Genomic DNA, 23,390 nt, shown 5'->3' with positions numbered 1-23,390 from the left:
TCATATCCGCACTTTTCTTAAAAAAATTACATTTTATTATAAAACATTCATGAATGTTCGTCTTTTACATTATATAGCGAAACTTTAATCAGTGTCATCCCCACCGATTATTAGCCCGTATCAATCGAGAGTTTTACTGTTCACAAATAGCGGGATAAAACAAAAAAATGAGCATCAAGTTTCACTTGATGCTCACCTCATTATACTGCTTTTTCTTTATCAGCTACTGCTGGCTTATCCCAGCACTCTGTATTGTTCAAACCTGGAATAGACTCCGCATAGAATACTGGATCTTTTCCTTGTTTCTTTTGCTTAACGTAATCTGATAATGCCGCGAAAGCATACTTAGAAAGAAATACGATCGCAACTAAGTTAATAACAGCCATAATCCCCATAAATAAATCTGCTAAATCCCAAACGATTTGAATTGTTGCTACAGATCCTAAAACAACCATACCAAGTACAGCAATGCGGTATGCATTTAATAACACTTTACTTCCATTTAAGAATTCAATATTCGTTTCACCATAGTAGTAGTTACCTACTAATGAACTAAATGCAAACAAGAAGATTGCAACTGCTACAAATATAGAAGCCCACGGTCCGATATGTTGACTTAATGCTTGTTGCGTTAATTGAATTCCGTTTAAATCAGCCGCTCCAGGCACATCTGATAATAAAATGATAAATGCTGTACAACTACAAATTAATAATGTATCTGTAAATACCCCTAAAGTTTGAATGAAACCTTGTTTAACTGGGTGCGTTACGTTTGCAGTCGCAGCTGCGTTCGGCGCACTACCCATACCTGCTTCATTTGAGAATAATCCACGTTTTACCCCTAGTAAAATCGCAGCTCCTAATCCCCCGCCCACTACTTCTTTAATTCCGAAAGCATGTAAGAAAATTTCTTTAAATACATACGGAATTGCCGTAATGTTTGTTACAACAACGAATAATGCCACTGCTACATATATAATTGCCATTACTGGAACAATCATTTCAACCGCACGTGCAATACGTTTTACTCCGCCAAAGATAATGATTGCAAGTAAACCAGCCATAAACAGACCTACAAACTTACCATCTGTGTTAAATGCTCCATCAAAAGCCGCCGCTACTGTGTTTGACTGCACGGCGTTGAAAATTAATCCGAAACTAACTGTTATTAGAACAGAGAAGACAACTCCTAGCCAGCGTTTCTTTAAACCCTTTTCCATATAATACGCTGGACCACCACGGAACGCATTCCCATCTTTTACTTTATATATTTGCGCTAATGTGCTCTCTACAAATGCAGAAGCACCCCCAATTACCGCGATTAACCACATCCAAAATACTGCTCCTGGTCCACCTGCTGAGATTGCGATAGCTACACCAGCTAAGTTACCAGTACCTACACGAGAAGCTGTACTCATACAAAAAGCCTGGAACGACGATACACCGCTCTTCTCTTTTTGTGCTTTTCTCGTTTTCGAACTTGCCCCATCCCCAAGCAATCGAATCATTTCACCGAAGTAACGAACTTGGACAAATTTCACACGAAACGAAAAGTAAAGTCCTAACCCAATTAACATCGCAATAATGATATATGACCAAAGGACATTATTCACATCCCCAATTATCTTAGCTAAAAAATCCATAATTGCATTGCCCCCCTCTTCCTAACAATAAGAAAATTATATTCTAAAAACTTTTAGTAATCAAGAACTTTATGTTAGGTTTTATAACATGAATACGTTAACTACCTTAACATATGTATTTTTTTACGTAAAAATATAACCAGTACGTGCATTTACCCAATACTCAATCACTCATCCTATTCGACCAGTCATACTTTTAAGACAGTACGTTCCTACAAATAACGAGAGGAATGAATGAACAAAAAATTATATTAATAATTACCTCCCACCCTCTTTATCATTTACTACAACAAAAAAGGCGAGCATCGAATTTATCTCGATGCTCGCCTTTTCATTACACTGCTTTTTCTTTATCCGTTACCACTGGCTTATCCCAACACTCTGTATTCGTTAAACCCGGAATAGAATCTGCACTGAAGACTGGATCTTTTCCTTGTTTCTTTTGCCTTACATAGTCTGCCAAAGCAGCATATGCAAATCGGCCAAGAAGCGTAATCGCAATTAAGTTTGTGATTACCATTAGTCCCATAAATAAATCCGCCATATTCCATACAACTTGAAGTGTAGCAACAGAACCGAATAATACCATTGCAACCACCGCAATACGGTAAATTGTTAACCAAGTTTTACTTTGTTTAATGAATTCAATATTCGTTTCACCATAATAGTAGTTTCCTAGAAGTGAACTAAATGCAAATAAGAAAATAATAATCGCTAAGAAGCTACTTGCCCACGAACCGATTTGTGAACTTAACGCCACTTGCGTTAATTCAATACCTTCTAAATTCGTTGCCTTATACGCACCAGAACATAGTACGATAAATGCTGTTGATGTACATACTAAAAATGTATCCACTAACACTCCAATTGTTTGAATAAAACCTTGTTTTGCTGGATGCGTTACATCAGCTGTTGCTGCCGCGTTCGGCGCACTACCCATACCTGCCTCGTTCGCAAATAACCCGCGCTGAATACCATACTTCATTGCAGCACCGATACCGCCACCTACAGCTGAATCTAAACCAAATGCACCTTTAAAGATTTCTGTAAACATATCCGGTATTAAATAATAATTTTTAATAACAACGAAAATTGCTACTGCAATATAAATAAGTGCCATTGGCGGAACGATCATTTCAGACATACGCGCGATACTTTTCACGCCACCAAAAATAATAACCGCAACTAATACTGCTAATACAATCCCAACAACGTAACGCTCAATACCAAAAGCGTTTTTAAATGCTAATGTAACTGTATTTGCTTGTACGGAGTTGAAAATTAATCCGTAACTAATTGTAATAAGGATAGAGAACCAAATTCCCATCCAACGTTTATTTAAACCTTTTTCCATATAATAAGCAGGACCACCACGGAAGCCACTGCCATCTTTTATTTTATAAATTTGTGCAAGCGTACTTTCCACGAAACTTGAAGACGCTCCGACAATCGCAATAACCCACATCCAAAATACAGCTCCAGGTCCTCCCATAGAAATAGCTAACGCTACGCCCGCTAAGTTCCCGATTCCAATACGAGCTGCTGAACTCATACAAAACGCTTGGAAAGAAGATACACTACCTTTTTTACGCGTCTTTCCAGTTAATCCATCACTCATTAGTCGAACCATTTCCCCTAAATGAGTAATTTGTACGAATTTCAATTTAATAGAAAAATAAAGACCTAAACCAATTAACATTGCAATAAGAATATATGACCAAAGAATTGTATTCGTTGATGAAACAAATTGCTCTAAAATATTCATACAATTAACCCCTCCTTTTCTCCATAAAACGAATTATATTTAAAAAACATTTAAAAATCAACATTTTTCGACAATTTGCAATTTCCAAATATTAGCCAGACACGAAGTAACAATATCTTTATGACTCTCCTCCCTCTAACTGTGCATACTAAAATAAAAAGTAAATCTACAAACTATTCCATTGACAAAAACGCCAACCTGTAACTATAATGATTACATCAGGTTGTAACAAACCTTATTACAACACATTCATTCACTTTAAGATATACACTTTAACAAAACACTTTGGAGGGATTTATTATGAAAATCGGAATTATTGGAGCAACTGGTAAAGCAGGAAGTCGTATTTTAAAAGAAGCATTAGATCGCGGACATGAAGTAACTGCAATCGTAAGAAACGCTGCAAAAATTACAGAAGAAAACGTAAAAGTTTTAGAAAAAGACGTATTCACTCTTACATCTAACGACCTACAAGCATTCGACGTAGTTGTAAATGCATTTGGTGCTCCAGCAGGACAAGAACATCTTCACGTAGATGCAGGAAATGTACTAATTGAAGCTATGAAAGGTGCACCTAACACAAAATTACTTGTAGTTGGCGGCGCTGGAAGCTTATTTGTAGACGAAGAGAAAACAACACGTGTATTTGATACACCAGGTTTCCCAAATGAATACCTTGCAACTGCTCAAAACCAAGGTAAAAACTTAGAAATTCTGCAACAAACAAACGATATTACTTGGACGTTCATCAGCCCTTCTGCACTATTCGCACTAGGAAAACGTACTGGTTCTTATACAGCTGGTGAAGACAATCTTCTTGTGAACTCAAAAGGTGATAGCTACGTAAGTTATGAAGACTTCGCAGTAGCAGCACTTGATGAAATCGAAAATCCAAAACATGTAAATGAACGCTTCACAGTTGTTTCTGAAGCTGAGTAATAGAAAAAGCTCGTAAAACGTTATGTTTTACGAGCTTTCTTATTATTGTACTTGTTCTAAACCATTTGGAGTAACCTTGAAGGAAATTTCTTCAAATCTCTTCGCATCCCCTTTTCCAGCTAACTCACTGTTTTTATACCAATTGAAACGATCCGATTCTGCATGATACACTTTTATCGTATCCCCATACTGGAATGGCGTACCGTTTACTTGCTCTGCAAAATTCTGTGAAGTTTCTTGCCCTTCTGCTGTTACATGTTTTTTCTCATTTCCTTCTCCATCATATAACGTAATCCCCATGTATAGTTCGCTTTTAAAGTAGCTATGAATTTGTTCATTTGTATATGTTGCATGCAATTTCTTTTCTTCATGATTTAACGTTACAATCGAACGAATACTATTACTTAGTCCCTGATATACTAGACTGTCTCCATATGTTACTTCCACTGGCACTTCTGTCACTTTCTTATTCCCAAAGCGGTCTTTTGTTTCTACTTTTGCCGTTTGTTTACCGATTTTTGATGTATCTAATTTCTCTACAAAACCGACTACTTCTCCATCCTTCACTTCAACAAACTTCTTCGCATCTAATGCTTCACTGTTTGTTCCTATTACTACTTTTTGCGGTACTGCTGTTACTTTTTGTAAAGCGTCCATTCTCTCGAAACCTTGCTCTGTTATTTTAAAGTACAACTTCGGTTCTACTTTCCCTTTCCCCTTACCGATAAATTCATTATTTTGATACCAGTGTAATCGATTTGATTCTGCGTGATATACTTCCACAACATCACCATATTCGAAATCTACACCAGTTAACTGTTCTGCAAAGTTTTTGGAACTCTCTTGCCCTTCTACCGAAATAACTTTTTTTTCATTTCCCTTTTGATCATAAAGCGTGATTCCCATATATTTTTCATTCTCAAAACGATAATGAACTTTAGAATCCGTTGATGTTGCCTGTAGCTTTTTCGTATTATGATTCGCCGTTACGATAGAACGTACCGTATTACCATCACCTTGATATATTAAACTATCGCCATAGATTACTTCCAATGGTACTTCCGTTACTTTCTTATTCCCAAAACGGTCTTTCGTTTCTACTTTTACTTTTTGTTCACCAATTTTTGATGTATTTGGTCTTTCTACAAAACCGATTACTTCTCCATCTTTCACTTGAACAAAGTTTTTAGCGTCTAATTTTTCAACATCTGTTCCGATTACTACTTTTTGTGGTATTGCCGTTACTTCTTGTTCAGTTTCCATTCTCTCGAAACCTTGCTCCGTTATTTTAAAATACAACTTTTGTTCTGTTTTCCCTTTTCCCTTACCTACAAACTCGTTATTTTGATACCAGTTTAATCGATCTGATTCCGCATGATATACTTCCACAACATCACCATATACAAAATCTAAGCCATTTAATTGATTTGCAAAGTTTTTCGAACTCTCTTGCCCTTCTACTGAAATGCTTTTCTTTATATTCCCACTTCGATCATATATCGTTATCCCCATATATTTTTCCTTTTCAAAACGATAATGAACTTTAGAGTCCGTTGATGTTGCCTGTAGCTTTTTCGTATTATGATCCGCAGTTACGACAGAACGCGTTGTATTACCATCACCTTGGAAGACTAAACTATCGCCATATATTACTTCCAATGGTACTTCTGTCACTTCCTTATTTCCAAAGTAGTCTTTCGTTTCTACTTTCACTGTTTGTTCACCGATTTTTGTTGTATCTGGTCTTTCTACAAATCCAATTACTTCTCCATCTTTCACTTGAACGAAGTTTTTCGCTTCTAATTTTTCAGCATCTGTTCCGATTACTACTTTTTGCGGTACTGCCTTTACTTCTTGCTGAGCTTCTATTCTCTCGAAACCATGCTCCGTTACTTTAAAGATTACTTCATGAATACCGTACTGCACATCCACTATTTCATTCTTTTTGTACACCTTAAATCTATCAAACTCTTTTTGGTATACCTTTACCATATCCCCATATTCAAACGTCATTCCGTTGAATTGTTCTGCAAATCTTTTTGTATTTTCAGATGCCTTTACTGATAGAGCTTTCTTCTCTTTTCCATTTTTATCGTATACAGTCATCCCCATATACTTCTCATCTGCAAATGAAGTATGCATTGGACCTTCTGAATCTGTTGTACTAAATTTCTTTTCTTCATGATTTAATGTGACAACCGATTTAATATTGCTTCCGCCATGCCATGTACCGAAGAACATAATGCTGTCTCCATAAATGACTTCTAACGGTACTTCCGTCACTTTCTTATTTCCAAAACGATCTTTCGTTTCTACTTTTACTTTTTGTTCACCGATTTTTGTTGTATTCGGTTTTTCTACAAATCCAACTACTTCTCCATCTTTTACTTCAACAAAGTTTTTCGCATCTAACTTCTTAATATCTGTTCCGACTACTACTTTTTGCGGTTTCGCCGTCACTTCTTGTAAACCATCTTTTAACTCGAACCCTTGCGGAGTAATTTTGAATAATTTTTCTTCTTTATTTTTAGCTTTCCCTTGATCTACAAGTGCGTTATTTTTGTACCATTTCAGACGGCTTGGTTCTGCGTGGAATACTTTTACTACATCACCATATTCAAAATCCAATTCATTTAGTTCCATTGCGAATCGTTTTCCAGTTTCTTGCCCTTCTGCTGATACACGTTTCTTTTCAATCCCATTTCGATCGTATAGCGTTAAGCCCATATATTCTTCTTTTTCAAAACGGTAATGTATCTCATTATTAGTAAAGTTTGCATTTAATTTTTTTTCATTGTGACGAAGCATCACTGTTGACATTACATCGTTTGAAATTCCTTGGAAAATAATACTGTCACCATAAATCCCATTAACTTGAACAGGAATTGAATTTTTATTTCCCTTCTCATCCTCAATTTCCACTAATACTTCCTGTTTCCCATTCTCTAATTTAGACCATATCATCTTACCTGTTACTTTTACATTCTCAGCTAACTTTTGAACAAGCTTACTTGCTTCATTTTCATCAAAATCTGTACCAACTAAAAGATTTCTCATCTCATTAGATGGTTCACCATATGGAACTTCGTAAGCTTCAACTTGCTTCTCACGAATATCATTACTATCTGTAGCTTTCCAAATTTCCTTTTCTAATTTAGGTAGATTTAATTTTTCTATTTTCTCTCTAATATCATCATTTGGCGTTAATCCCCATTCCTCAAAGAAAGGAATTAAATTTTGCCCTGCCACTTTTGATGTCATATAAACAAACATTTGCTTTTTCTCTCCATCAGACGCAGGCATTTCACTCTGTGGTAACAAGCGATAAGCTTGATGTAACCTAGGATAGAAATGTTCTCCATACACTACATTTAATTGCCAAAACATTGTTAGAGGATTAATGTCATCAATGAACCTTTCTGCTTTAGGTTTCTCTAAATATTCAAATGAGTCTTTATAGTGCCCATCCATTTCTAATCGGTTCCCTAACGCCTTTTGAACAGCTAATGAGTAAATATTTACTGTAACTTCCCTTACTTTAGACCACTTCCAAGGTTCTTGCTGATGTAAATGTCCAACTTCATGCCAGGGTCCCCAGCCATCCTTTTCAAGCACTTCTATATCTAAAACTCTATTCATCGCTCTCGGGATATATCCTGTATGATAATTTTTCGCAAACATAAAGTCCCCTTCAGCAGGCTTCCGTTTCTCAATAAACTGTACATAATGAATTGGAGATTTCGCTATCCCAACACCGTCCTCAGATAATCCAGCCACTGCATTTTCCAAACGAATAATCTTATCGTGCAATTTCATTAAATCTGTTGGATCCGTATTCTTCATATATTTCTGCACTGAATCGTAAGTAGTAGTGATTAAACTTCTCTCACCTTTTAATTCAACTGCATAAGGATCCTTATATTTCTTCAACATCTCATCCCAATCTTTTTCCGTATGCTTACCTAAGATAAACAAAGGAAAGTGGCTACCGCCATTCGTAACTGAAGCTGTTACTTCCCCTTCATTATTCATATTGTAAAAATATAAAATACCGCCTCTTGGAGATGATATAACGTTTTTCCCTGGTTTTAAATCAAACTCTTCTGGCCCCTCCTCATCATAAGATCTCGTTCCTATGAAAGCTTGAATAGTCTGTGTTCCTTTTATATCAATTGTAATCTCTTCATTTGGCGCCGCATAAATTCCAGTCGGCTCATTAGCGGAAAGTTTCCAAGTAACTCTTAAGCGGTTATTTTCTTCTTCCACGCTACCTTTCCCCGGCAACCGAAATACTCTCTGCTCAAATTTATTCTCTTTAATCTCTTCTAAATTCCCGCCCTTATTCTCTTCCAAAGGTGCGGCATATCCTTTCGATGCTTCGAAAGCTACTGGTGATAATAATGTAGATATACATATACCAGCTACTAATACCCTACTCGTTTTTTTCTTCGACATAATCTGTGTCCCCTGTTCCTTTATTTAGAGAAACTATCCTATATATTCATTTAATAAGTAATCCTATTATTTTTATAAAAACATTTAATAAATAGACTAACACCTCGCGCACCTGTATCTATTACTCCCGCATTTCCCTCCATGTATTCGCTTTCTTACATTGTAAAACTTTTATGTAATATGCTCTCCTCACTTCTCTCTATTTGTGATGAGTTCTCTTCATACATAAAAAGGGAATAGTAAAAGATATAATTTAGTATTGTCATCTATACATCTAAAAATAGTAATAGAATCTTACATTTTCTTCATATATGACCATCTATAGGTAGTTTTTCCAACTGAATTGTACACGCTTTACACTTTGTTTGATAGCACTTCCAATCAGAATAATGTTACAATTTCGTGAATATAATTCATTAATCTTAACGTTGCGATTAAAGGAATTTAATATTACTTTAAAATAAAAAACTGCCAAAAAAGATGCTACTCTTTTGTGCAAGTTTGTTTTCTGGATGTATACTTAAATACATAACTTTGCGATTATATTCTTTTTTAAAATGCTCTATTAACAAACGTAATAATGGTTTTGCATACCCTTTTCCTTGGCATGCACTATCAATAACAAATTGATTTAAATATACAGCCTTTTCTTCTTCATCGAACCATCCATACATCGCATATCCAATAGGCATATCACCCTTATATAAACCTACTGAAACTGCATCTTCTTTGTATTCTGTTTCAGCTTGTACTAAACAATTTGCGACTGTGCTTTCAATAAATTTATGCTGTTCTTCTGTTACTTTTAAATTAGCAATTTCATGCCGATTTTCTGTCGTTATGTCACAAATACGAAGGTTCATCTTTTATCTCTCTTTCTAATTTATCATCCTCATTATATCGTAACTCATCAAATCGTTAGTACCGGCAATGCAAGAAATGCAAAAAAAGCATTGGCACACAGCCAATGCTTTTTCATTATCTCTTTTGATTCGGTTTATGTGGTTCATTTGGAGTATGTGGTTTATTATTTTCATGACCATTTGTTGTTTTCCAACTTACCGATAACTCTGGACTTGTTTTTTCTTCACTACGCTCAAGTAATACAACTGCATTTTGAATAATCGGTGTCCCTTTATGTGCAATCCCTTGTAACTTTGTTAAATTTCCTAATACTTTAAAGCTAAACCCACCAGCTGATGTTTGTTTCGGAATTAAGATGCGGAACTTTTCTCCTACATTAAATTCCATTTTTGCTTCGCCCTTTTCATTTACAAATTTCACACCCGCTGGTGCACCTGTTGCTTGCACTTTATATGTTCCGCTTTTCGCATTTGTTTCTACTGTATATAAGCCTGTTTCAAAGAAATCATTTTTCAATACTGCTTGTTGTTCTTCTGCTGGTATGACACTCATCGTAATTTCTTGTAACTCTTCACTAGCACTTGCTTTTGCAACGATATCTTTCGTTACCTTTTCTACATTTTTATTACGGAAATCTAAATCATTAATATCGATTTGTTTTAACGCATTCCATACTGCAAGCTGCGTTGCGTAATGCGCTTCTCTCCAATCAGAAACACCTAATTCTTGTGGACTCTTTTGTGGATATCCATTCAATAGTACGCGGTACACATTAATATCCACTTTCCCCATTTCCGGTAAATCTTGACCGCTCGGAGATTTCAAATCTACATTTAAGCAAAAAGCAATTTTGCCATCTGCCGTTTTAATAAGCTCTGTTCGAATTGGTTTCTTCTTTGACTTACTATAACTCCAATCCATTTGATACTTTGTATGATCCATAACTTCTGCAAATGCTTTTTGAAGTGGGAATAACACAAATAAAACACTTAAAAGCATAGCTAAAAGTTTGAACGATTGCTTTATATTCATGTTTACAGCCCCTTATAACAAACTTAATACTAAGTAGTATTTATTTAGAAAATATTTTTATGCACAAAAAAAGAGTGCATAAAAGCACCCTTTTTTCTTTCTTACTTGAATCTTAGAAATCAAAGTTATCAGGATCTGGACCAACGCGGTGATTTTGATTTAACGCATCAATCTTTTCCATATCTTCTTTCGTTAATTCAAAATTAAATACATCAGCGTTTGCAATAATGCGGTGTTCTTTCGTTGATTTTGGAATTGTGATTACTCCATTTTGAAGATCCCAACGTAAAATAACTTGTGCTGTTGTTTTACCATGTTTCTCAGCAATTTCTTGTAATGTTTCGTTATCCAATAATTGACCTTGCATAAGTGGTGACCATGCTTCCATTTGAATACCTTGTTCTTTACAGAAAGCTTGTAATTCTTTTTGCGTTAAACGAGGGTGGTATTCTACCTGGTTAATCATTGGCTTAATTTCCGCATCTTTCATTACATCTTGTAAGTGATGAATTTGGAAGTTACTTACGCCAATCGCACGTACGCGTTCTTCTTTATAAAGTGTTTCTAACGCTCTCCACGTATCTTTGTATTTCCCTTCTACAGGCCAATGAACAAGATATAAATCTAAATAATCTAGCTCTAATTTTTTTAAGCTCTCTTCATATGCAGCAAGTGTCGTTTCATATCCTTGATCCGAATTCCACACTTTTGAAGTAATAAATAAATCTTCTCTTGAAATACCCGCTTCTTTTATACCAGCGCGGATTCCTTCTCCAACCGCTTTTTCGTTTCCATAAATCGCAGCTGTATCAATACTGCGATATCCTGCTTTGATCGCCGACTTTACAGCCTCTACCAGTTCTGGTCCATCTTCTACTTTAAATACACCTAAACCGAACCAAGGCATTTCTACACCGTTATGCAATGTTATTGTACTTTGTAAATTTTTCATTATATTTTCTCTCCTTTATTTTGCTTGATCTCTTTTTTCTAATGCCATACTCCATGCTGTTAAAATAACAGCACCTACTACCATAACGCCGCCTACCCACGCCGTATGAATTAACCCTAACGAGTTCGTTACAACACCGCCTAAATAAGCACCAAGAGCGATTCCTGCGTTGAATGCTGCAATATTCATTGCTGATGCAACATCGACAGCGCTAGGCACAAAGCGCTCAGCCAAAATAACGACATATACTTGCAGCCCTGGAACATTCATAAATGCGAATAGTCCCATGAAAATAATTGTGATTAACCCAGCGACTTTAAATGGTGCTGTAAATGTTAAAACAAATAATACAATTGCTTGAATAGAGAACATGTAAAATAACGCTCGAATCGGATTATGATTTGATAATTTTCCGCCGACCATATTCCCAATCGCAATTGCGATTCCGTACACTAACAAAATGATTGTAACAGTACTTGCTTTAAACCCTGTTACTTCTTGTAGTAACGGAGATAAATACGTAAACGTTACAAATGTCCCACCGTATCCTAATGCAGTAATGATGAAAACAAGTAATAACCTTCCGTTCGTAATCAGTTTGAATTGATCACGAAATGATACGGACGTACCTTTTTTCAAGTTAGACGGAATCAGCATACTATTGGCGATTAAGGCAACGATTCCAATTACCACAATTACCATAAACGATGCTCTCCAGCCAAATTGTTGACCTATAAATGTTCCAATTGGTACGCCTGTAATGGTCGCAACAGTTAATCCAGTAAACATAAATGCAATTGCACTCGCACGTTTATTCTCTGGTACAAGCGCAGCCGCAATTGTGGATCCTATCGACATAAAAACGCCGTGTGCAAAAGCAGATACAACCCTCGCGATAAGTAACACGGTAAAACTTGTTGCCACTGCCGCAATTCCATTACCAATAATGAAAATAATCATAATCCACATTAATAACGTCTTTCGCGACATACTAGCTGTTAATGACGTTAATACTGGGGCACCAAACGCTACTCCTAACGCATATAAAGAAACGGTTAAGCCCGCTGTTGTAACGGAAACATGTAAATCCTCTGAAATAGATGGTAATAAACCGACACTAATAAATTCGGTTGTACCAATTCCAAACGCACTAATTGCTAGTGCCAATAAAGCAAACATACTTCTCCGATTCTTCTGTACTGCCGAAGAAGATATTGTATATGAATTCAATTGAACTCCTCCTTAATGCGAGAAATCCAATCATAATAGTATGAAAAAAGGCCTTTTTTCTTCTACAAAGATAATGTTACTGCTGATATATGCTATTATGAATGGCTTCACTCTTTTTTTGAAGAACGCACTTTAAAGTACGATAGGTACCAAAAAGTAACATAGGCACTTTTTAGTACCGTACTACTCATTTCCCTCTTACGTATGCTATTATGGAACATATTCAACATGATAAAAAGTACGTACTTTAAAGTGCTATAGGTACTTTTTAGTAACATTTAAATTATTTAGCTTCTTTTGTTGGAAAACTGACATCTACATTCATCAAAGGAGATTTTTATATGAAGAAATATAATATTCCCGTTGAAGCAACTTTAGAGGTTATCGGCGGAAAATGGAAAGTCGTTATTCTTTGCCACTTAACGAAAGGGACAAAGAGAACGAGTGAATTAAAACGTCTCATGCCTGGTATTACACAAAAAATGTTAACACAGCAATTACGCGAACTAGAAGAAGATGGAGTTATTCAAAGGAAGGTATACAATCAAGTACCACCGAAAGTAGAATATTCTCTTACAGACTACGGTTGGTCTTTAGAATCCATTCTTGATTCTCTTTGTACTTGGGGCGAATGCCATCTTGAAAAAAGCGGTAATACATCGATGCTCATTACAGAGGGTGAACAATAAAAAAGGAAAAAATGAACATAAATTTGTCCGTTTTTTCCTTTTTTTCTTTATATATACGTACATTTCTAACCTTATCAAAATAATTTATGCGCTTTCACACCTTGTCAGTACTACGTTATACGCTTAATATCGAATAATTAGGAATCATTTTTATGTTAACATAGGTGTATATAGTATATAATATAGGATATATATTATATACACTTTCCGGTAACGGAGCTTTCCATTATGCGGACAAGCCATGTATCGGACAGTTCATAAATAATAGGTAAGACATTATGGTTTTGGATTTATGATTTCAGCTTACTTGCTGGCATAAATTTAAAGGCATTTTATTGTGCTTTGTGAAACTTTGTATAAAGTTTCGCAAGCGTTTACTATCTTACCTATCAAAAATAAGAGTATTGCTATCGTAAAGGAGAATTGGAGATGCCAGAAACTATGACTCAAACAAAGCCAGAACAAGAAACTGTACAAATTTCTGCTAGCCAAGGACAACTTGATGTACTTGATCAGTTGTTAAAACCTGAGGTACAAGAATCATTAACTACACTAGTAGAACAGCTTCCAAAATTAACTGAGCTTGTTAACATTTTAACTAAATCTTATGACTTCGCTCAAACTGTTGCTACTGATGAAGTATTAAAAAGCGACACTGTTGGTGCAATCACAGAGCTTGTAGAACCTGTAAAAGATACAGTAAAAAGCATGGCTGCAACTGCAATCGAAGCGAAAGATCGTGCTGACGAAAGCACTGAAGTTATCGGCCTATTCGGTCTGTTAAAATTACTAAAAGACCCACAAGCACAAAAAATGTTCCGCTTTGTGAACGCATATCTTCAAATTAGTGCAGAACGTAACAATAAATAATTAAAATTATAACAACAATTAGTAAAGACGGGGGATATCATACTATGTCAAAACAAATTGTCATCTTAGGCGCTGGTTATGGCGGTCTTCTTGCCGCTTTAAACGTACGTAAATACTATAGCAAATCAGAAGCACAAGTTACAGTGATTAACCAATACCCAACACACCAAATTATCACTGAACTACACCGCCTTGCAGCTGGTAACGTTGCTGAGCAAGCAATTGCAATGCCACTTACAAAGCTTTTCAAAGGTAAAGACATCGATCTTAAAATTGCAACAGTTGAGTCATTCTCTGTTGATAGCAAAGAAATCAAACTAGCTGGTGGCACTACTTTATCTTACGATGCACTTGTAGTTGCTTTAGGAAGTAAAACTGCTTACTTCGGTATTCCAGGACTAGAAGAAAACAGCATGGTATTAAAATCTGCTGCTGATGCAAACAAAATCTACAAACACGTTGAAGACCGTATTCGTGAATACGCGAAAACGAAAAACGAAGCTGATGCTACAATCGTAATCGGTGGTGGCGGATTAACTGGCGTTGAGCTAGTTGGTGAGCTTGCTGACATTATGCCTAAACTTGCAAAAAGCCACGGCGTAAATCCAAAAGAAGTTAAACTTCTTCTTGTTGAAGCAGGTCCAAAAATTCTTCCAGTATTACCAGACCACTTAATCGAACGTGCAACTACTAGCTTAGAAGCACGCGGTGTTACATTCTTAACTGGTCTTCCTGTAACAAACGTTGCTGGCAATGAAATCGACTTAAAAGACGGTCAAAAACTTGTTGCTAACACATTCGTTTGGACAGGCGGCGTACAAGGTAACCCATTAATCGGTGAATCAGGTCTTGAAGTAAACCGTGGTCGTGCAACAGTTGATGCATACCTACAATCTACTTCTCACAAAGACGTATTCGTTGCTGGAGACAGCGCTGTTGTCTTCGCTCCAGACGGACGTCCATACCCACCAACTGCACAGATCGCTTGGCAAATGGGTGAGTTAATTGGATACAACTTATACGCAGCACTAGAAGGCAAAGCATTCGAAGAGTTCGCACCTGTTAACTCTGGAACACTTGCTAGTCTAGGACGTAAAGATGCTGTTGCTACAATCGGAGCAAGCAATACTCCACTTAAAGGCCTACCAGCATCATTAATGAAAGAAGCAAGTAACGTTCGTTACTTATCACACATTAAAGGTCTATTCAGCTTAGCTTACTAAGCTGAATATAAGCCCGAATCATGCCCTGCATGGTTCGGGCTATTTTTGTCCGTAATTTTCTCTAACCTATTTATTCGGCAGAAGAATAATATAACCCTTTTAATTATCTAAATTTACTGATTATTTTATGTCTAAATTATGTATACGAAAGGATGGAAGTATTCTTCCTACTCCCATCCTTTCACACAAACTATTCTCCTAACTTCACAAGGCTGTAGTTCTTCTTCCCTTTACGGATAATAATAAATCGTCCATCAAATGAATTTTCTACAGTTACATCTGTACCCACATCCATTACTTTTTCACCATTCATAGAAATAGCTCCATTATTAATATCTTCACGTGCTTGTCGTCTAGATGGTTCAATCCCTAAATCAACTAGCCATTCTACGATGTTTTTCGTCTCTTTTGAAGACTGGAATGTTGGCATCTCTTTAAAACCTTGCTCAATTTCATCCGCTGTTAACGATTTAATATCTCCGCTAAATAACGCTGCTGTAATTTTCACAGCTTGCAGGAATGCCTCTTCTCCATGAACGAATTTCGTCATTTCTTCCGCTAATACTTTTTGCGCTTCACGTCTATGAGGCTCTGTTTCTACCTTCACTGCCAATTCATCAATGCGCTCTTTCGTTAAGAACGTAAAGTATTTCAAGTATTTAACGACATCACGGTCATCTGTATTCACCCAAAACTGGTAAAATTCAAATGGTGTTGTTTTTTCAGGATCAAGCCAAACTGCACCACCTGCTGATTTACCAAACTTCGTTCCATCTGATTTCAATAATAACGGAATCGTTAATCCGAATACCTTCGCTTCGTGCCCTTCTAACTTACGAATTAAATCTAAACCACTCGTAATATTTCCCCATTGGTCACTACCACCAATTTGCAGTTGAACATCTTCTTTCGTGTATAAATGATGGAAATCCATCGCTTGCAAAATTTGGTACGTAAATTCTGTGAAAGAAATACCTGTATCTAAACGACTTGCTACAATGTCCTTCGCTAACATGCTATTAATGCTAAAGTTTTTCCCGTAATCACGTAAAAACTCAATAATGTTTATTTCATGTGTCCAGTCGTAGTTATTTACCATCTTCACTTCGCTATTTCCGCCAAAATCAAATAGCTTTTTCATTTGCGCTGTTAACGCATCCACATTATGCTGAACTACTTCTAACGTTTGAAGTTGACGTTCTGATTGTCGTCCACTCGGATCACCAATTGTTCCTGTTGCCCCGCCAATTAAAATAACAGGATGATGGCCAGCTAACTGGAATCTCTTCATCATCATAAACGGAATCAAATGTCCGATATGCATACTATCACCAGTCGGATCCACTCCGCAGTATAGTGAAATCTTTTTCTCATCTACTAGCTTACGTAAACCTTCTTCGTCCGTCTGTTGATTAATGGCGCCGCGCCATTCTAATTCATCAATAATATTCATCTTTTGTCATCCCCTCTATTTTTTGAAAACAAAAAGTCCCTATGTCTATGACATAGGGACGATGATTCACCGTGTTACCACCCAGTTTGTATAAATAGCATAGCTACTCATACCACTCTTAGCAATAATATCGATTGCCAATCCGCTTAGCATTACCTAAGATACTCCAGAGTGTAATTCGCAAGTTTGTTTGTGCTAGGTTCCAGCAACCCCTAGCTCTCTCGTTAACAGTGACAAACTGCTACTGGGCTCTTTCAACGTATGTTATTTGTTAAATTATTAGCCATTATATTGAATTGAAAACAAATTGTCAACAATACCCAAATATTATTTCAAAATAATTCATACTTTTATACACTTTTAATTCAAAGATTACTGTAGATCTTCCCCAATAATCCTTACTTCTCGCTCTAACTTCACGCCAAATTTCTCTTCAACGGTCTTTTGTACAAAGTGAATTAAATCAATGTAATCTTGTGCTGTTCCGTTATCAACATTCACCATAAATCCAGCGTGTTTTAGAGAAACTTCCACTCCACCAATTCGCTTACCTTGTAGTCCTGATTCTTGAATCAATTTACCAGCAAAGTTATTCGGTGGGCGCTTAAATACACTACCACATGAAGGATATTCTAGAGGTTGTTTTGACTCACGTTTAAACGTTAAATCATCCATTTTTTCTTTAATTTCTTCACGTACACCTTCTTCAAGTTCAAATCTCGCTTCAAGAATAATGTAATGGTTGTTTGCAAATACACTCTTACGATATCCAAATTCAAATGCTTCTTTCGTCAAAGTACGTAGCTCTCCATCACCTGTCATTACAACAGCTTCTGTTAATACAAACGATACTTCCCCCCCGTAAGCACCAGCATTCATATATAATGCTCCGCCAACTGAGCCTGGAATACCACAAGCAAACTCAAGACCCGTTAAATTATGATCTAATGCAATACGTGATACATCAATAATTGCTGCACCACACTGTGCTACAATCGTCGTTCCTGTTACAGTCACATCTGTAATGTGAATTAAACTTACTGTAATTCCGCGAATTCCACCGTCTTTAATGATGACATTCGATCCATTTCCTAAAAACGTAACTGGAATATTATATTCGTTAGCATATTTGATAACTTCTTGAATTTCATCATAATTCGTAGGCGCAACGAACACATCTGCTTTTCCGCCAACTTTAATATGCGTATGATTCTTTAACATTTCATCTTGTTTCACATGACCTTCAGGCAATACCGTACTTAAATATTTATAAACCTCTTGCATATTCATTTTACGATTCCTCTATTTCTATATTCTTTTTATCCCGTTATACGGGCCCATAATATCCCCACATACATGAACGAACCTAAAGTGGTGGATACAGTGTACCCAAAATCAATTCGAGACACCTATAAACCTCTTAATTTATAAGAGGTGCCACTCATATTAAAATATATATTGCATAATAAAGCAACCCAAATGGGCTACTAAACTTGACATGTCATCAGAAAGACAACAATTTGTAAAATATATAACTTTTTCAAAACACTATCCTTCAGTATCTTACTATACCATACGAAAATAAAGTGGTATTTTTTTGTAATCTTTACTTTATTTTCATCAATAAAAAAGATGCTTTTACCTATGTAAAAGCATCTTTTTTATTACTTATTATAATTTACTTTTCGTTCTCTTCTTTTTCCTTATCAAACCATAACAGCTCATCGTCATCAACTTCACCATTATAATTGATTAGAATCTCTTCTCCCGCTTTTATATCTTTGTAAGCAAAGAAGTTAAACGTGTGATTCTCAAAGACAATATCATACGTTGCATTCGGATTATATGCATGATTAAATAACATGCCGTATCCTAAAAGGAATGCTGTATGATTTACCCCATACTCAAATGCGTAGTCAGCAAGTAACGTTTTCTCAATGTGTTCATGCTGTTCATTCGGATAAGAGATAACTGGTGCTGAGTGAATCAACTCACCCTTTTTAATATCACGAGTTGCAAATACACCTCTATTAAATTCTCCATCACTAAGTTCAGAAGTCTTAACTTCGATCATATGCGTCACCTATATAATTCTTTCTTTGAAGTATTTTAATTCCGCTATTTGCGGGGTTCAACTAATAATCAGTAGCGTATAGCCCCACTAATTAAAGTCTCACTTTATCTCCTTAAGCTTGGCAGAAAACTCAAAGAAAAGCAATTAAATTACTATTAAGTATTCGTTAAAATGAAAAAGAGCACACATAGTGTGCCCTTTTCAATCAATATTACTTTTCTAAAATATCTTCTAGTAACTTCACTTGCTCGCTAACAGTATGCAACGTCTTCACCGATATATCATTTCGATGTTTTTCTTCTTCCACACTTGCTAACACTTCTTCTGTAGCCGCAGAAGTTTGCTGAATTACATTAGAAGCATGTGTAACATCCTTTACGATATTCGTCGTTTTAGCCTGGAAATTTTCTTGATGAACAACAATCTCTCTCATTACATCATTAATTGCATCAATAAACTTCCCTAAATCCGTTACATTTGTTAAAACGCTTGCTAGCATTTCATTACATTCTTCTTGTACTCTTTCTGATTTTTCTACCTGCACTTCCACCTTGCTTGCTTGATTACTAAACTCCTTCAAAATCCCTTGAATTCTTCCAGCTGAACGATTCGATTCTTCAGCAAGCTTTAATACTTCATTCGCTACAATAGCAAACCCTTTTCCATGTTCTCCTGCTCTTGCAGCTTCAATATTTGCATTTAAAGCTAGCAAACTCGTCTGACTTGAAATATTCGTTATTACATCTACAATTTCATTAATTTGCTTCGATTGCATCATTAAATCTCTAAATATAATTCCCGATTGTGAAACAACATCATTTAAACTTCTCATGTTAGCTTCAAAATTTCTTAAAGTATTCACACTACCCTTTGAAATCTCTAAACTTTCATCAACACGAATTGATGCATTTCTTACTTGAGAGATGATTTGTTCAATATTTCCTTCCATATCATTCAATACTTCTACTGAACGTGACATCATCTCTGATTGTGATTGCGTACCAACTGCCACCTCTTCAAAAGCGAAATTAATTTCACTCATCGACTCCATCGATGTATTCATATTTTGTCTTAAATGATTGAAATTACTATCTAGTTTCACAACAGTTTCCTCAATAAGTCTTTGAGTCTCTTCTAGCTCCTGAGCTTTCCTCATTACTTCTTGCTTCTCATCACTTAAACGAGCTAACAAATTAGAGCCAATCTTCGTTACGCCCCACATTGCGATCGTTACGATCGCTAACAAACTCGCGAAGTTTGCAGCTTCAGATGCCGCTGTATAAGCAAAAAATTGCTCCGGCCAATAACTACAAAGAATAAATGTGATAACAACCGCCACTCCGCCGAGAATGATAACGAGACGTTCACTTAAATAAATAAGTGAAACTGCTAGTGTAAAGTAAACCATTTGAAATACCGCTGGGCTTTCATTAAAAGCTTGTACCATAATGAAAGACATCATAAGCAACATAAATGTCATGATGTATTTATACATTGATTCCATACTTTTTATAAAAGTAAAAACCGTCCCAAATACAACAACAGAAATACCACAAACCCAAAACGCTATTGCTCTCTCCGTAAAAATATATCCGTAATACCCAATCGCGATTATTCCAAGGAAGAAACTACAAATTGTGATAAACAGTAATAAATGATTTTTCTGTGATTCTTTCTCAAGGTTAGAAAAGCAAGTTCTCTTTAACCACTCCATATATGAAGCCCCACCTTCTGCACTTAATTACTTCAGCTTAAATACCGCACTTACTGGGTTATGATCGCTATTTTCAAACTTTAAATCTTTCCCTTGTACATTTACAATTTCCACATTTGGTGAAACGATAAAGCCATCAATAATCGTGACAAAGTTTTCACCTTCTACATACTTCTTCACATCATCTCTCACCGTCATAACAGACGGATCTACAGCCCACTTAAAGCCTCCATCAGTAAAGTCCTTCGGTAACTCTACTAACCACTCAGGACGCTCTTTCACAAACTTCGGATCACTTAATTGAACGTCAGAAAGCAATTGATTCCAATCTCCGCCCATTATTACGTAATCACCATTTTTATAATGCTTGTTCATATATTCTTTTAAATACTCTACTTGCTGTTTTCTAATTTTCCCGCCTTCATCATACGCAGACAAATGTAAATTTACGAGTCTCACAAACTTCCCATTATTAACAGGTATTTTATGCTCAACAATCGCTCGATCTAAATCAAACAAACGCTTTGGCCAAGGCTCCATTCCAGGAAGCTGGAACCTCTCCGCTGTTTGAACTGTATATTTAGAAAATGTACTTAATCCAGCCTCCGCATATCCCATTGGACTTGTAATTGGTACAGGGACCCATTTTGTATCATAGTTCTTTCCGAACGACGAAGCATAATCAGGTAATCCTTTTTTCAAAAATTCATGCCCATTCACATCAAAAGATCGCAGTGATTTTATATCAACTTCTTGTAATAACGCAAAATCACTATTCTCATTTTGTAAAAACGAAAGCATATTCTTTAAGTTCACTTCAGTCTGTTCTTTACTACTAGAACCAGAACCCTTTCCTCCGTCCATAAAAAAGTCTTGGTCCTTATCTAATCCACCATATCCAATATTAAATGTTGTAACTTTAAATTCATTTCCTGTCGCTAATACGCGCTCTTTATTATTTTCCACCTTCAAATTTACAACATCAGCAGGCTGTTCTTTAGTAAGTGTCATATACCCTAAAAAACCACCTACAACTCCCACCCCTACTAAAATACATATAAGTACTATTTTTAATAATTTCTTCAAATAAACGCCCCTTTTCTAAAACACCCAACTTAATTCTCTTTATTTTCAGTTAACTAAAACTGAATGACAGACATAAGAAATATTTTATCACATTGAAAACCCTATATCACTATATTTAGTTTATAAGTAATAATTCTTGCTCTTACATCAGCAAAAAATACAAAATACCCCAACTTCTTCACTGGAAATCAAACGCGATGTTTAGTACACTATATGTAATAATCATAGGCGATGGAGTTCGCCATAACTGCTGCTTAGCTAATGACTCCTACCAGTATAACTACTGGTAGGAGTCTATTTTTTTGAGCAAGCTATTTAAAGAGGTGAAGAAATTGATTTATATTATCGTTGGCATAGCCGGTATATTAGGAGCCCTTTCTCGCTATTATTTAGGTCTTACTATTCATACTTCATGGAATCATTCATTTCCGCTAGCCACATTGCTCATCAACTTACTCGGCTGCTTCCTATTAGCTTGGCTGACTACCTATATCGCTCGGCGAAACATCTTGCCTTCAGAGATTATTACAGGCATTGGAACTGGATTCATCGGTGCCTTTACGACGTTTTCAACATTTAGTGTAGAAACTGTGCAACTAATCAATCTTTCTGAATGGGGTACGGCTTTCTTATATGTATCATGCAGCATACTTGGTGGCCTCATTATGTCTGGACTTGGCTTTACACTAGGTGATTTCTTAATTAAGAAACATCTTACGGAAGGTGATCACTTATGATAGAAGCTTTATTAGTAGCAACAGGAGGATTTTTCGGTGCTATTACACGATTTGCAATTAGCAATTGGTTTAAAAAAAGGAATAAAACTTCATTTCCAATTGCTACGTTTCTCATTAATATAACAGGAGCATTTTTACTCGGATATATAATTGGTAACGGAGTCACTACAGGTTGGCAATTATTATTAGGTACTGGATTTATGGGAGCGTTCACTACATTTTCAACATTTAAGCTAGAGTCCATTCAGCTCTTCAATCGTAAAAACTTTGGCATACTATTTCTATATTTAAGTGCTACTTACATAATTGGTCTCCTCTTCGCATTCCTTGGAATGAAGCTAGGCGGAATATAAAAAAGAAAGTGACTCTGATCAGTCGCTTTCTTTCATAAGAAGTATGTCCCGCCATATGGAATGGAAAATAAACCTGCTGGATGCACATCGTAATGTACAATTTGCATAGGCGGCTGCGCATACGGCATATACTGACTTTGCATCATTTGCGCTACTTGTGCTTGTTGCTGCTGCATTTGAATGGCCTGATACACAGCATGAATAGTCCCTTGCGCTCCTGCCAGCGTAATAGCTGCTCCCACTTGTCTACCACTATAAAAATAATGATTCATCATGATTCAGCTCACTTATTATTTTTCTTACATATAGTA

General features: G+C 36.1%; 19 protein-coding genes, 1 riboswitch and 1 other annotated feature. Of the genes, 6 read left to right on the top strand and 13 right to left on the bottom strand.

Features of this window, described 5'->3' with window-relative positions:
* Positions 1 to 200: 200 nt before the first annotated feature.
* Both QEP67_RS01960 and QEP67_RS01955 read right to left on the bottom strand, forming a co-directional pair.
* Positions 201 to 1,643 carry an alanine/glycine:cation symporter family protein gene (locus QEP67_RS01960; RefSeq protein WP_000346368.1) on the bottom strand — a complete coding sequence of 481 codons (1,443 nt, stop codon included), beginning with the start codon at positions 1,641 to 1,643 and terminating at the stop codon, positions 201 to 203.
* A 334-nt stretch (positions 1,644 to 1,977) separates the two neighbouring features.
* Positions 1,978 to 3,408 carry an alanine/glycine:cation symporter family protein gene (locus tag QEP67_RS01955; protein ID WP_001022948.1) on the bottom strand — a complete coding sequence of 477 codons (1,431 nt, stop codon included), beginning with the start codon at positions 3,406 to 3,408 and terminating at the stop codon, positions 1,978 to 1,980.
* Positions 3,409 to 3,708: 300 nt separating this feature from the next.
* Between QEP67_RS01955 and QEP67_RS01950 the strand changes: the two genes are divergently transcribed.
* Positions 3,709 to 4,347, top strand: coding sequence for an NAD(P)-dependent oxidoreductase (locus tag QEP67_RS01950; protein ID WP_048563494.1), 639 nt, complete (start codon positions 3,709 to 3,711; stop codon positions 4,345 to 4,347).
* Between the two features lie 42 nt (positions 4,348 to 4,389).
* On the opposite strand, the gene QEP67_RS01945 is transcribed toward QEP67_RS01950, so the two are convergent.
* The 5 genes from QEP67_RS01945 to QEP67_RS01925 form a co-directional block, all read right to left on the bottom strand.
* On the bottom strand, positions 4,390 to 8,802 hold the full coding sequence (locus tag QEP67_RS01945) for a putative mucin/carbohydrate-binding domain-containing protein (protein WP_151035628.1): 4,413 nt from the start codon (positions 8,800 to 8,802) through the stop codon (positions 4,390 to 4,392).
* 455 nt (positions 8,803 to 9,257) lie between these two features.
* On the bottom strand, positions 9,258 to 9,665 hold the full coding sequence (locus tag QEP67_RS01940) for a GNAT family N-acetyltransferase (RefSeq protein ID WP_048566645.1): 408 nt from the start codon (positions 9,663 to 9,665) through the stop codon (positions 9,258 to 9,260).
* A 115-nt stretch (positions 9,666 to 9,780) separates the two neighbouring features.
* Positions 9,781 to 10,698: a thioester domain-containing protein gene (locus QEP67_RS01935; RefSeq protein ID WP_001022545.1), complete on the bottom strand. Its 918-nt coding sequence runs from the start codon at positions 10,696 to 10,698 to the stop codon at positions 9,781 to 9,783.
* 112 nt (positions 10,699 to 10,810) lie between these two features.
* On the bottom strand, positions 10,811 to 11,653 hold the full coding sequence (locus QEP67_RS01930; RefSeq protein ID WP_164085708.1) for an aldo/keto reductase: 843 nt from the start codon (positions 11,651 to 11,653) through the stop codon (positions 10,811 to 10,813).
* Between the two features lie 12 nt (positions 11,654 to 11,665).
* A complete protein-coding gene (locus QEP67_RS01925; protein WP_164085710.1) occupies positions 11,666 to 12,829 on the bottom strand; it encodes an MFS transporter in 1,164 nt (387 codons plus the stop codon).
* Positions 12,830 to 13,221: 392 nt separating this feature from the next.
* Between QEP67_RS01925 and QEP67_RS01920 the strand changes: the two genes are divergently transcribed.
* The 3 genes from QEP67_RS01920 (at position 13,222) to QEP67_RS01910 (ending at position 15,662) form a co-directional block, all read left to right on the top strand.
* Positions 13,222 to 13,569: a helix-turn-helix domain-containing protein gene (locus QEP67_RS01920; protein WP_000760478.1), complete on the top strand. Its 348-nt coding sequence runs from the start codon at positions 13,222 to 13,224 to the stop codon at positions 13,567 to 13,569.
* A 429-nt stretch (positions 13,570 to 13,998) separates the two neighbouring features.
* Entirely contained in the window at positions 13,999 to 14,439 is a 441-nt protein-coding gene (locus QEP67_RS01915; protein WP_001115310.1) for a DUF1641 domain-containing protein, read from the top strand.
* A gap of 44 nt (positions 14,440 to 14,483) precedes the next feature.
* On the top strand, positions 14,484 to 15,662 hold the full coding sequence (locus QEP67_RS01910) for an NAD(P)/FAD-dependent oxidoreductase (RefSeq protein ID WP_000043194.1): 1,179 nt from the start codon (positions 14,484 to 14,486) through the stop codon (positions 15,660 to 15,662).
* A gap of 190 nt (positions 15,663 to 15,852) precedes the next feature.
* On the opposite strand, the gene tyrS is transcribed toward QEP67_RS01910, so the two are convergent.
* The 5 genes from tyrS to QEP67_RS01885 all read right to left on the bottom strand — a co-directional run bounded on the left by tyrS (position 15,853) and on the right by QEP67_RS01885 (position 21,989).
* On the bottom strand, positions 15,853 to 17,115 hold the full coding sequence (gene tyrS, locus QEP67_RS01905) for a tyrosine--tRNA ligase (protein ID WP_001021072.1): 1,263 nt from the start codon (positions 17,113 to 17,115) through the stop codon (positions 15,853 to 15,855).
* Between the two features lie 51 nt (positions 17,116 to 17,166).
* Positions 17,167 to 17,382: a binding site (T-box leader), on the bottom strand.
* 105 nt (positions 17,383 to 17,487) lie between these two features.
* Positions 17,488 to 18,405, bottom strand: a complete 918-nt coding sequence (gene murB / locus QEP67_RS01900) for a UDP-N-acetylmuramate dehydrogenase (RefSeq protein WP_001057100.1) — start codon at positions 18,403 to 18,405, stop codon at positions 17,488 to 17,490.
* A gap of 388 nt (positions 18,406 to 18,793) precedes the next feature.
* Positions 18,794 to 19,189, bottom strand: coding sequence for an SET domain-containing protein (locus QEP67_RS01895; protein ID WP_000573650.1), 396 nt, complete (start codon positions 19,187 to 19,189; stop codon positions 18,794 to 18,796).
* A 211-nt stretch (positions 19,190 to 19,400) separates the two neighbouring features.
* Positions 19,401 to 20,903 carry a DUF4077 domain-containing protein gene (locus tag QEP67_RS01890; RefSeq protein WP_000455092.1) on the bottom strand — a complete coding sequence of 501 codons (1,503 nt, stop codon included), beginning with the start codon at positions 20,901 to 20,903 and terminating at the stop codon, positions 19,401 to 19,403.
* 27 nt (positions 20,904 to 20,930) lie between these two features.
* Positions 20,931 to 21,989: an endonuclease/exonuclease/phosphatase family protein gene (locus QEP67_RS01885; RefSeq protein ID WP_000734865.1), complete on the bottom strand. Its 1,059-nt coding sequence runs from the start codon at positions 21,987 to 21,989 to the stop codon at positions 20,931 to 20,933.
* A 218-nt stretch (positions 21,990 to 22,207) separates the two neighbouring features.
* Positions 22,208 to 22,267: riboswitch (Fluoride riboswitch) on the top strand.
* 54 nt (positions 22,268 to 22,321) lie between these two features.
* Here QEP67_RS01885 and crcB (QEP67_RS01880) point away from each other — a divergent pair.
* Complete coding sequence (gene crcB, locus QEP67_RS01880; protein ID WP_048566753.1) at positions 22,322 to 22,726, top strand: fluoride efflux transporter CrcB; 405 nt, start codon at positions 22,322 to 22,324, stop codon at positions 22,724 to 22,726.
* A complete protein-coding gene (crcB, locus tag QEP67_RS01875; RefSeq protein WP_000568592.1) occupies positions 22,723 to 23,079 on the top strand; it encodes a fluoride efflux transporter CrcB in 357 nt (118 codons plus the stop codon). Before crcB (QEP67_RS01880) ends, crcB (QEP67_RS01875) begins: the two co-directional genes overlap by 4 nt.
* A gap of 32 nt (positions 23,080 to 23,111) precedes the next feature.
* Here the strand turns inward: crcB (QEP67_RS01875) and QEP67_RS01870 are convergent, their stop codons facing one another.
* Positions 23,112 to 23,354: a DUF3947 family protein gene (locus QEP67_RS01870; protein WP_048566646.1), complete on the bottom strand. Its 243-nt coding sequence runs from the start codon at positions 23,352 to 23,354 to the stop codon at positions 23,112 to 23,114.
* Positions 23,355 to 23,390: the final 36 nt, after the last annotated feature.

Origin of the sequence: Bacillus cereus group sp. MS39, from assembly GCF_040448665.1 — a bacterium.
In the GTDB taxonomy this organism is placed as follows: domain Bacteria; phylum Bacillota; class Bacilli; order Bacillales; family Bacillaceae_G; genus Bacillus_A; species Bacillus_A wiedmannii.
The sequence above is the reverse complement of the archived record's forward strand: the minus strand, read 5'-3'. Positions and strand labels throughout refer to the sequence as shown.

Excerpts from the sequence above, each read along its gene's own strand:
- QEP67_RS01945 (WP_151035628.1), bottom strand. The coding sequence starts at position 8,802 with ATGTCGAAGAAAAAAACGAGTAGGGTATTAGTAGCTGGTATATGTATA.
- QEP67_RS01920 (WP_000760478.1), top strand. The coding sequence starts at position 13,222 with ATGAAGAAATATAATATTCCCGTTGAAGCAACTTTAGAGGTTATCGGC.
- murB (WP_001057100.1), bottom strand. The coding sequence starts at position 18,405 with ATGAATATGCAAGAGGTTTATAAATATTTAAGTACGGTATTGCCTGAA.
- QEP67_RS01910 (WP_000043194.1), top strand. The coding sequence starts at position 14,484 with ATGTCAAAACAAATTGTCATCTTAGGCGCTGGTTATGGCGGTCTTCTT.
- QEP67_RS01925 (WP_164085710.1), bottom strand. The coding sequence starts at position 12,829 with ATGTTTGCTTTATTGGCACTAGCAATTAGTGCGTTTGGAATTGGTACA.
- QEP67_RS01870 (WP_048566646.1), bottom strand. The coding sequence starts at position 23,354 with ATGATGAATCATTATTTTTATAGTGGTAGACAAGTGGGAGCAGCTATT.
- QEP67_RS01890 (WP_000455092.1), bottom strand. The coding sequence starts at position 20,903 with ATGGAGTGGTTAAAGAGAACTTGCTTTTCTAACCTTGAGAAAGAATCA.
- QEP67_RS01935 (WP_001022545.1), bottom strand. The coding sequence starts at position 10,698 with ATGAATATAAAGCAATCGTTCAAACTTTTAGCTATGCTTTTAAGTGTT.
- tyrS (WP_001021072.1), bottom strand. The coding sequence starts at position 17,115 with ATGAATATTATTGATGAATTAGAATGGCGCGGCGCCATTAATCAACAG.
- QEP67_RS01960 (WP_000346368.1), bottom strand. The coding sequence starts at position 1,643 with ATGGATTTTTTAGCTAAGATAATTGGGGATGTGAATAATGTCCTTTGG.
- QEP67_RS01895 (WP_000573650.1), bottom strand. The coding sequence starts at position 19,189 with ATGATCGAAGTTAAGACTTCTGAACTTAGTGATGGAGAATTTAATAGA.
- QEP67_RS01955 (WP_001022948.1), bottom strand. The coding sequence starts at position 3,408 with ATGAATATTTTAGAGCAATTTGTTTCATCAACGAATACAATTCTTTGG.
- crcB (WP_000568592.1), top strand. The coding sequence starts at position 22,723 with ATGATAGAAGCTTTATTAGTAGCAACAGGAGGATTTTTCGGTGCTATT.
- QEP67_RS01915 (WP_001115310.1), top strand. The coding sequence starts at position 13,999 with ATGCCAGAAACTATGACTCAAACAAAGCCAGAACAAGAAACTGTACAA.
- QEP67_RS01940 (WP_048566645.1), bottom strand. The coding sequence starts at position 9,665 with ATGAACCTTCGTATTTGTGACATAACGACAGAAAATCGGCATGAAATT.
- QEP67_RS01950 (WP_048563494.1), top strand. The coding sequence starts at position 3,709 with ATGAAAATCGGAATTATTGGAGCAACTGGTAAAGCAGGAAGTCGTATT.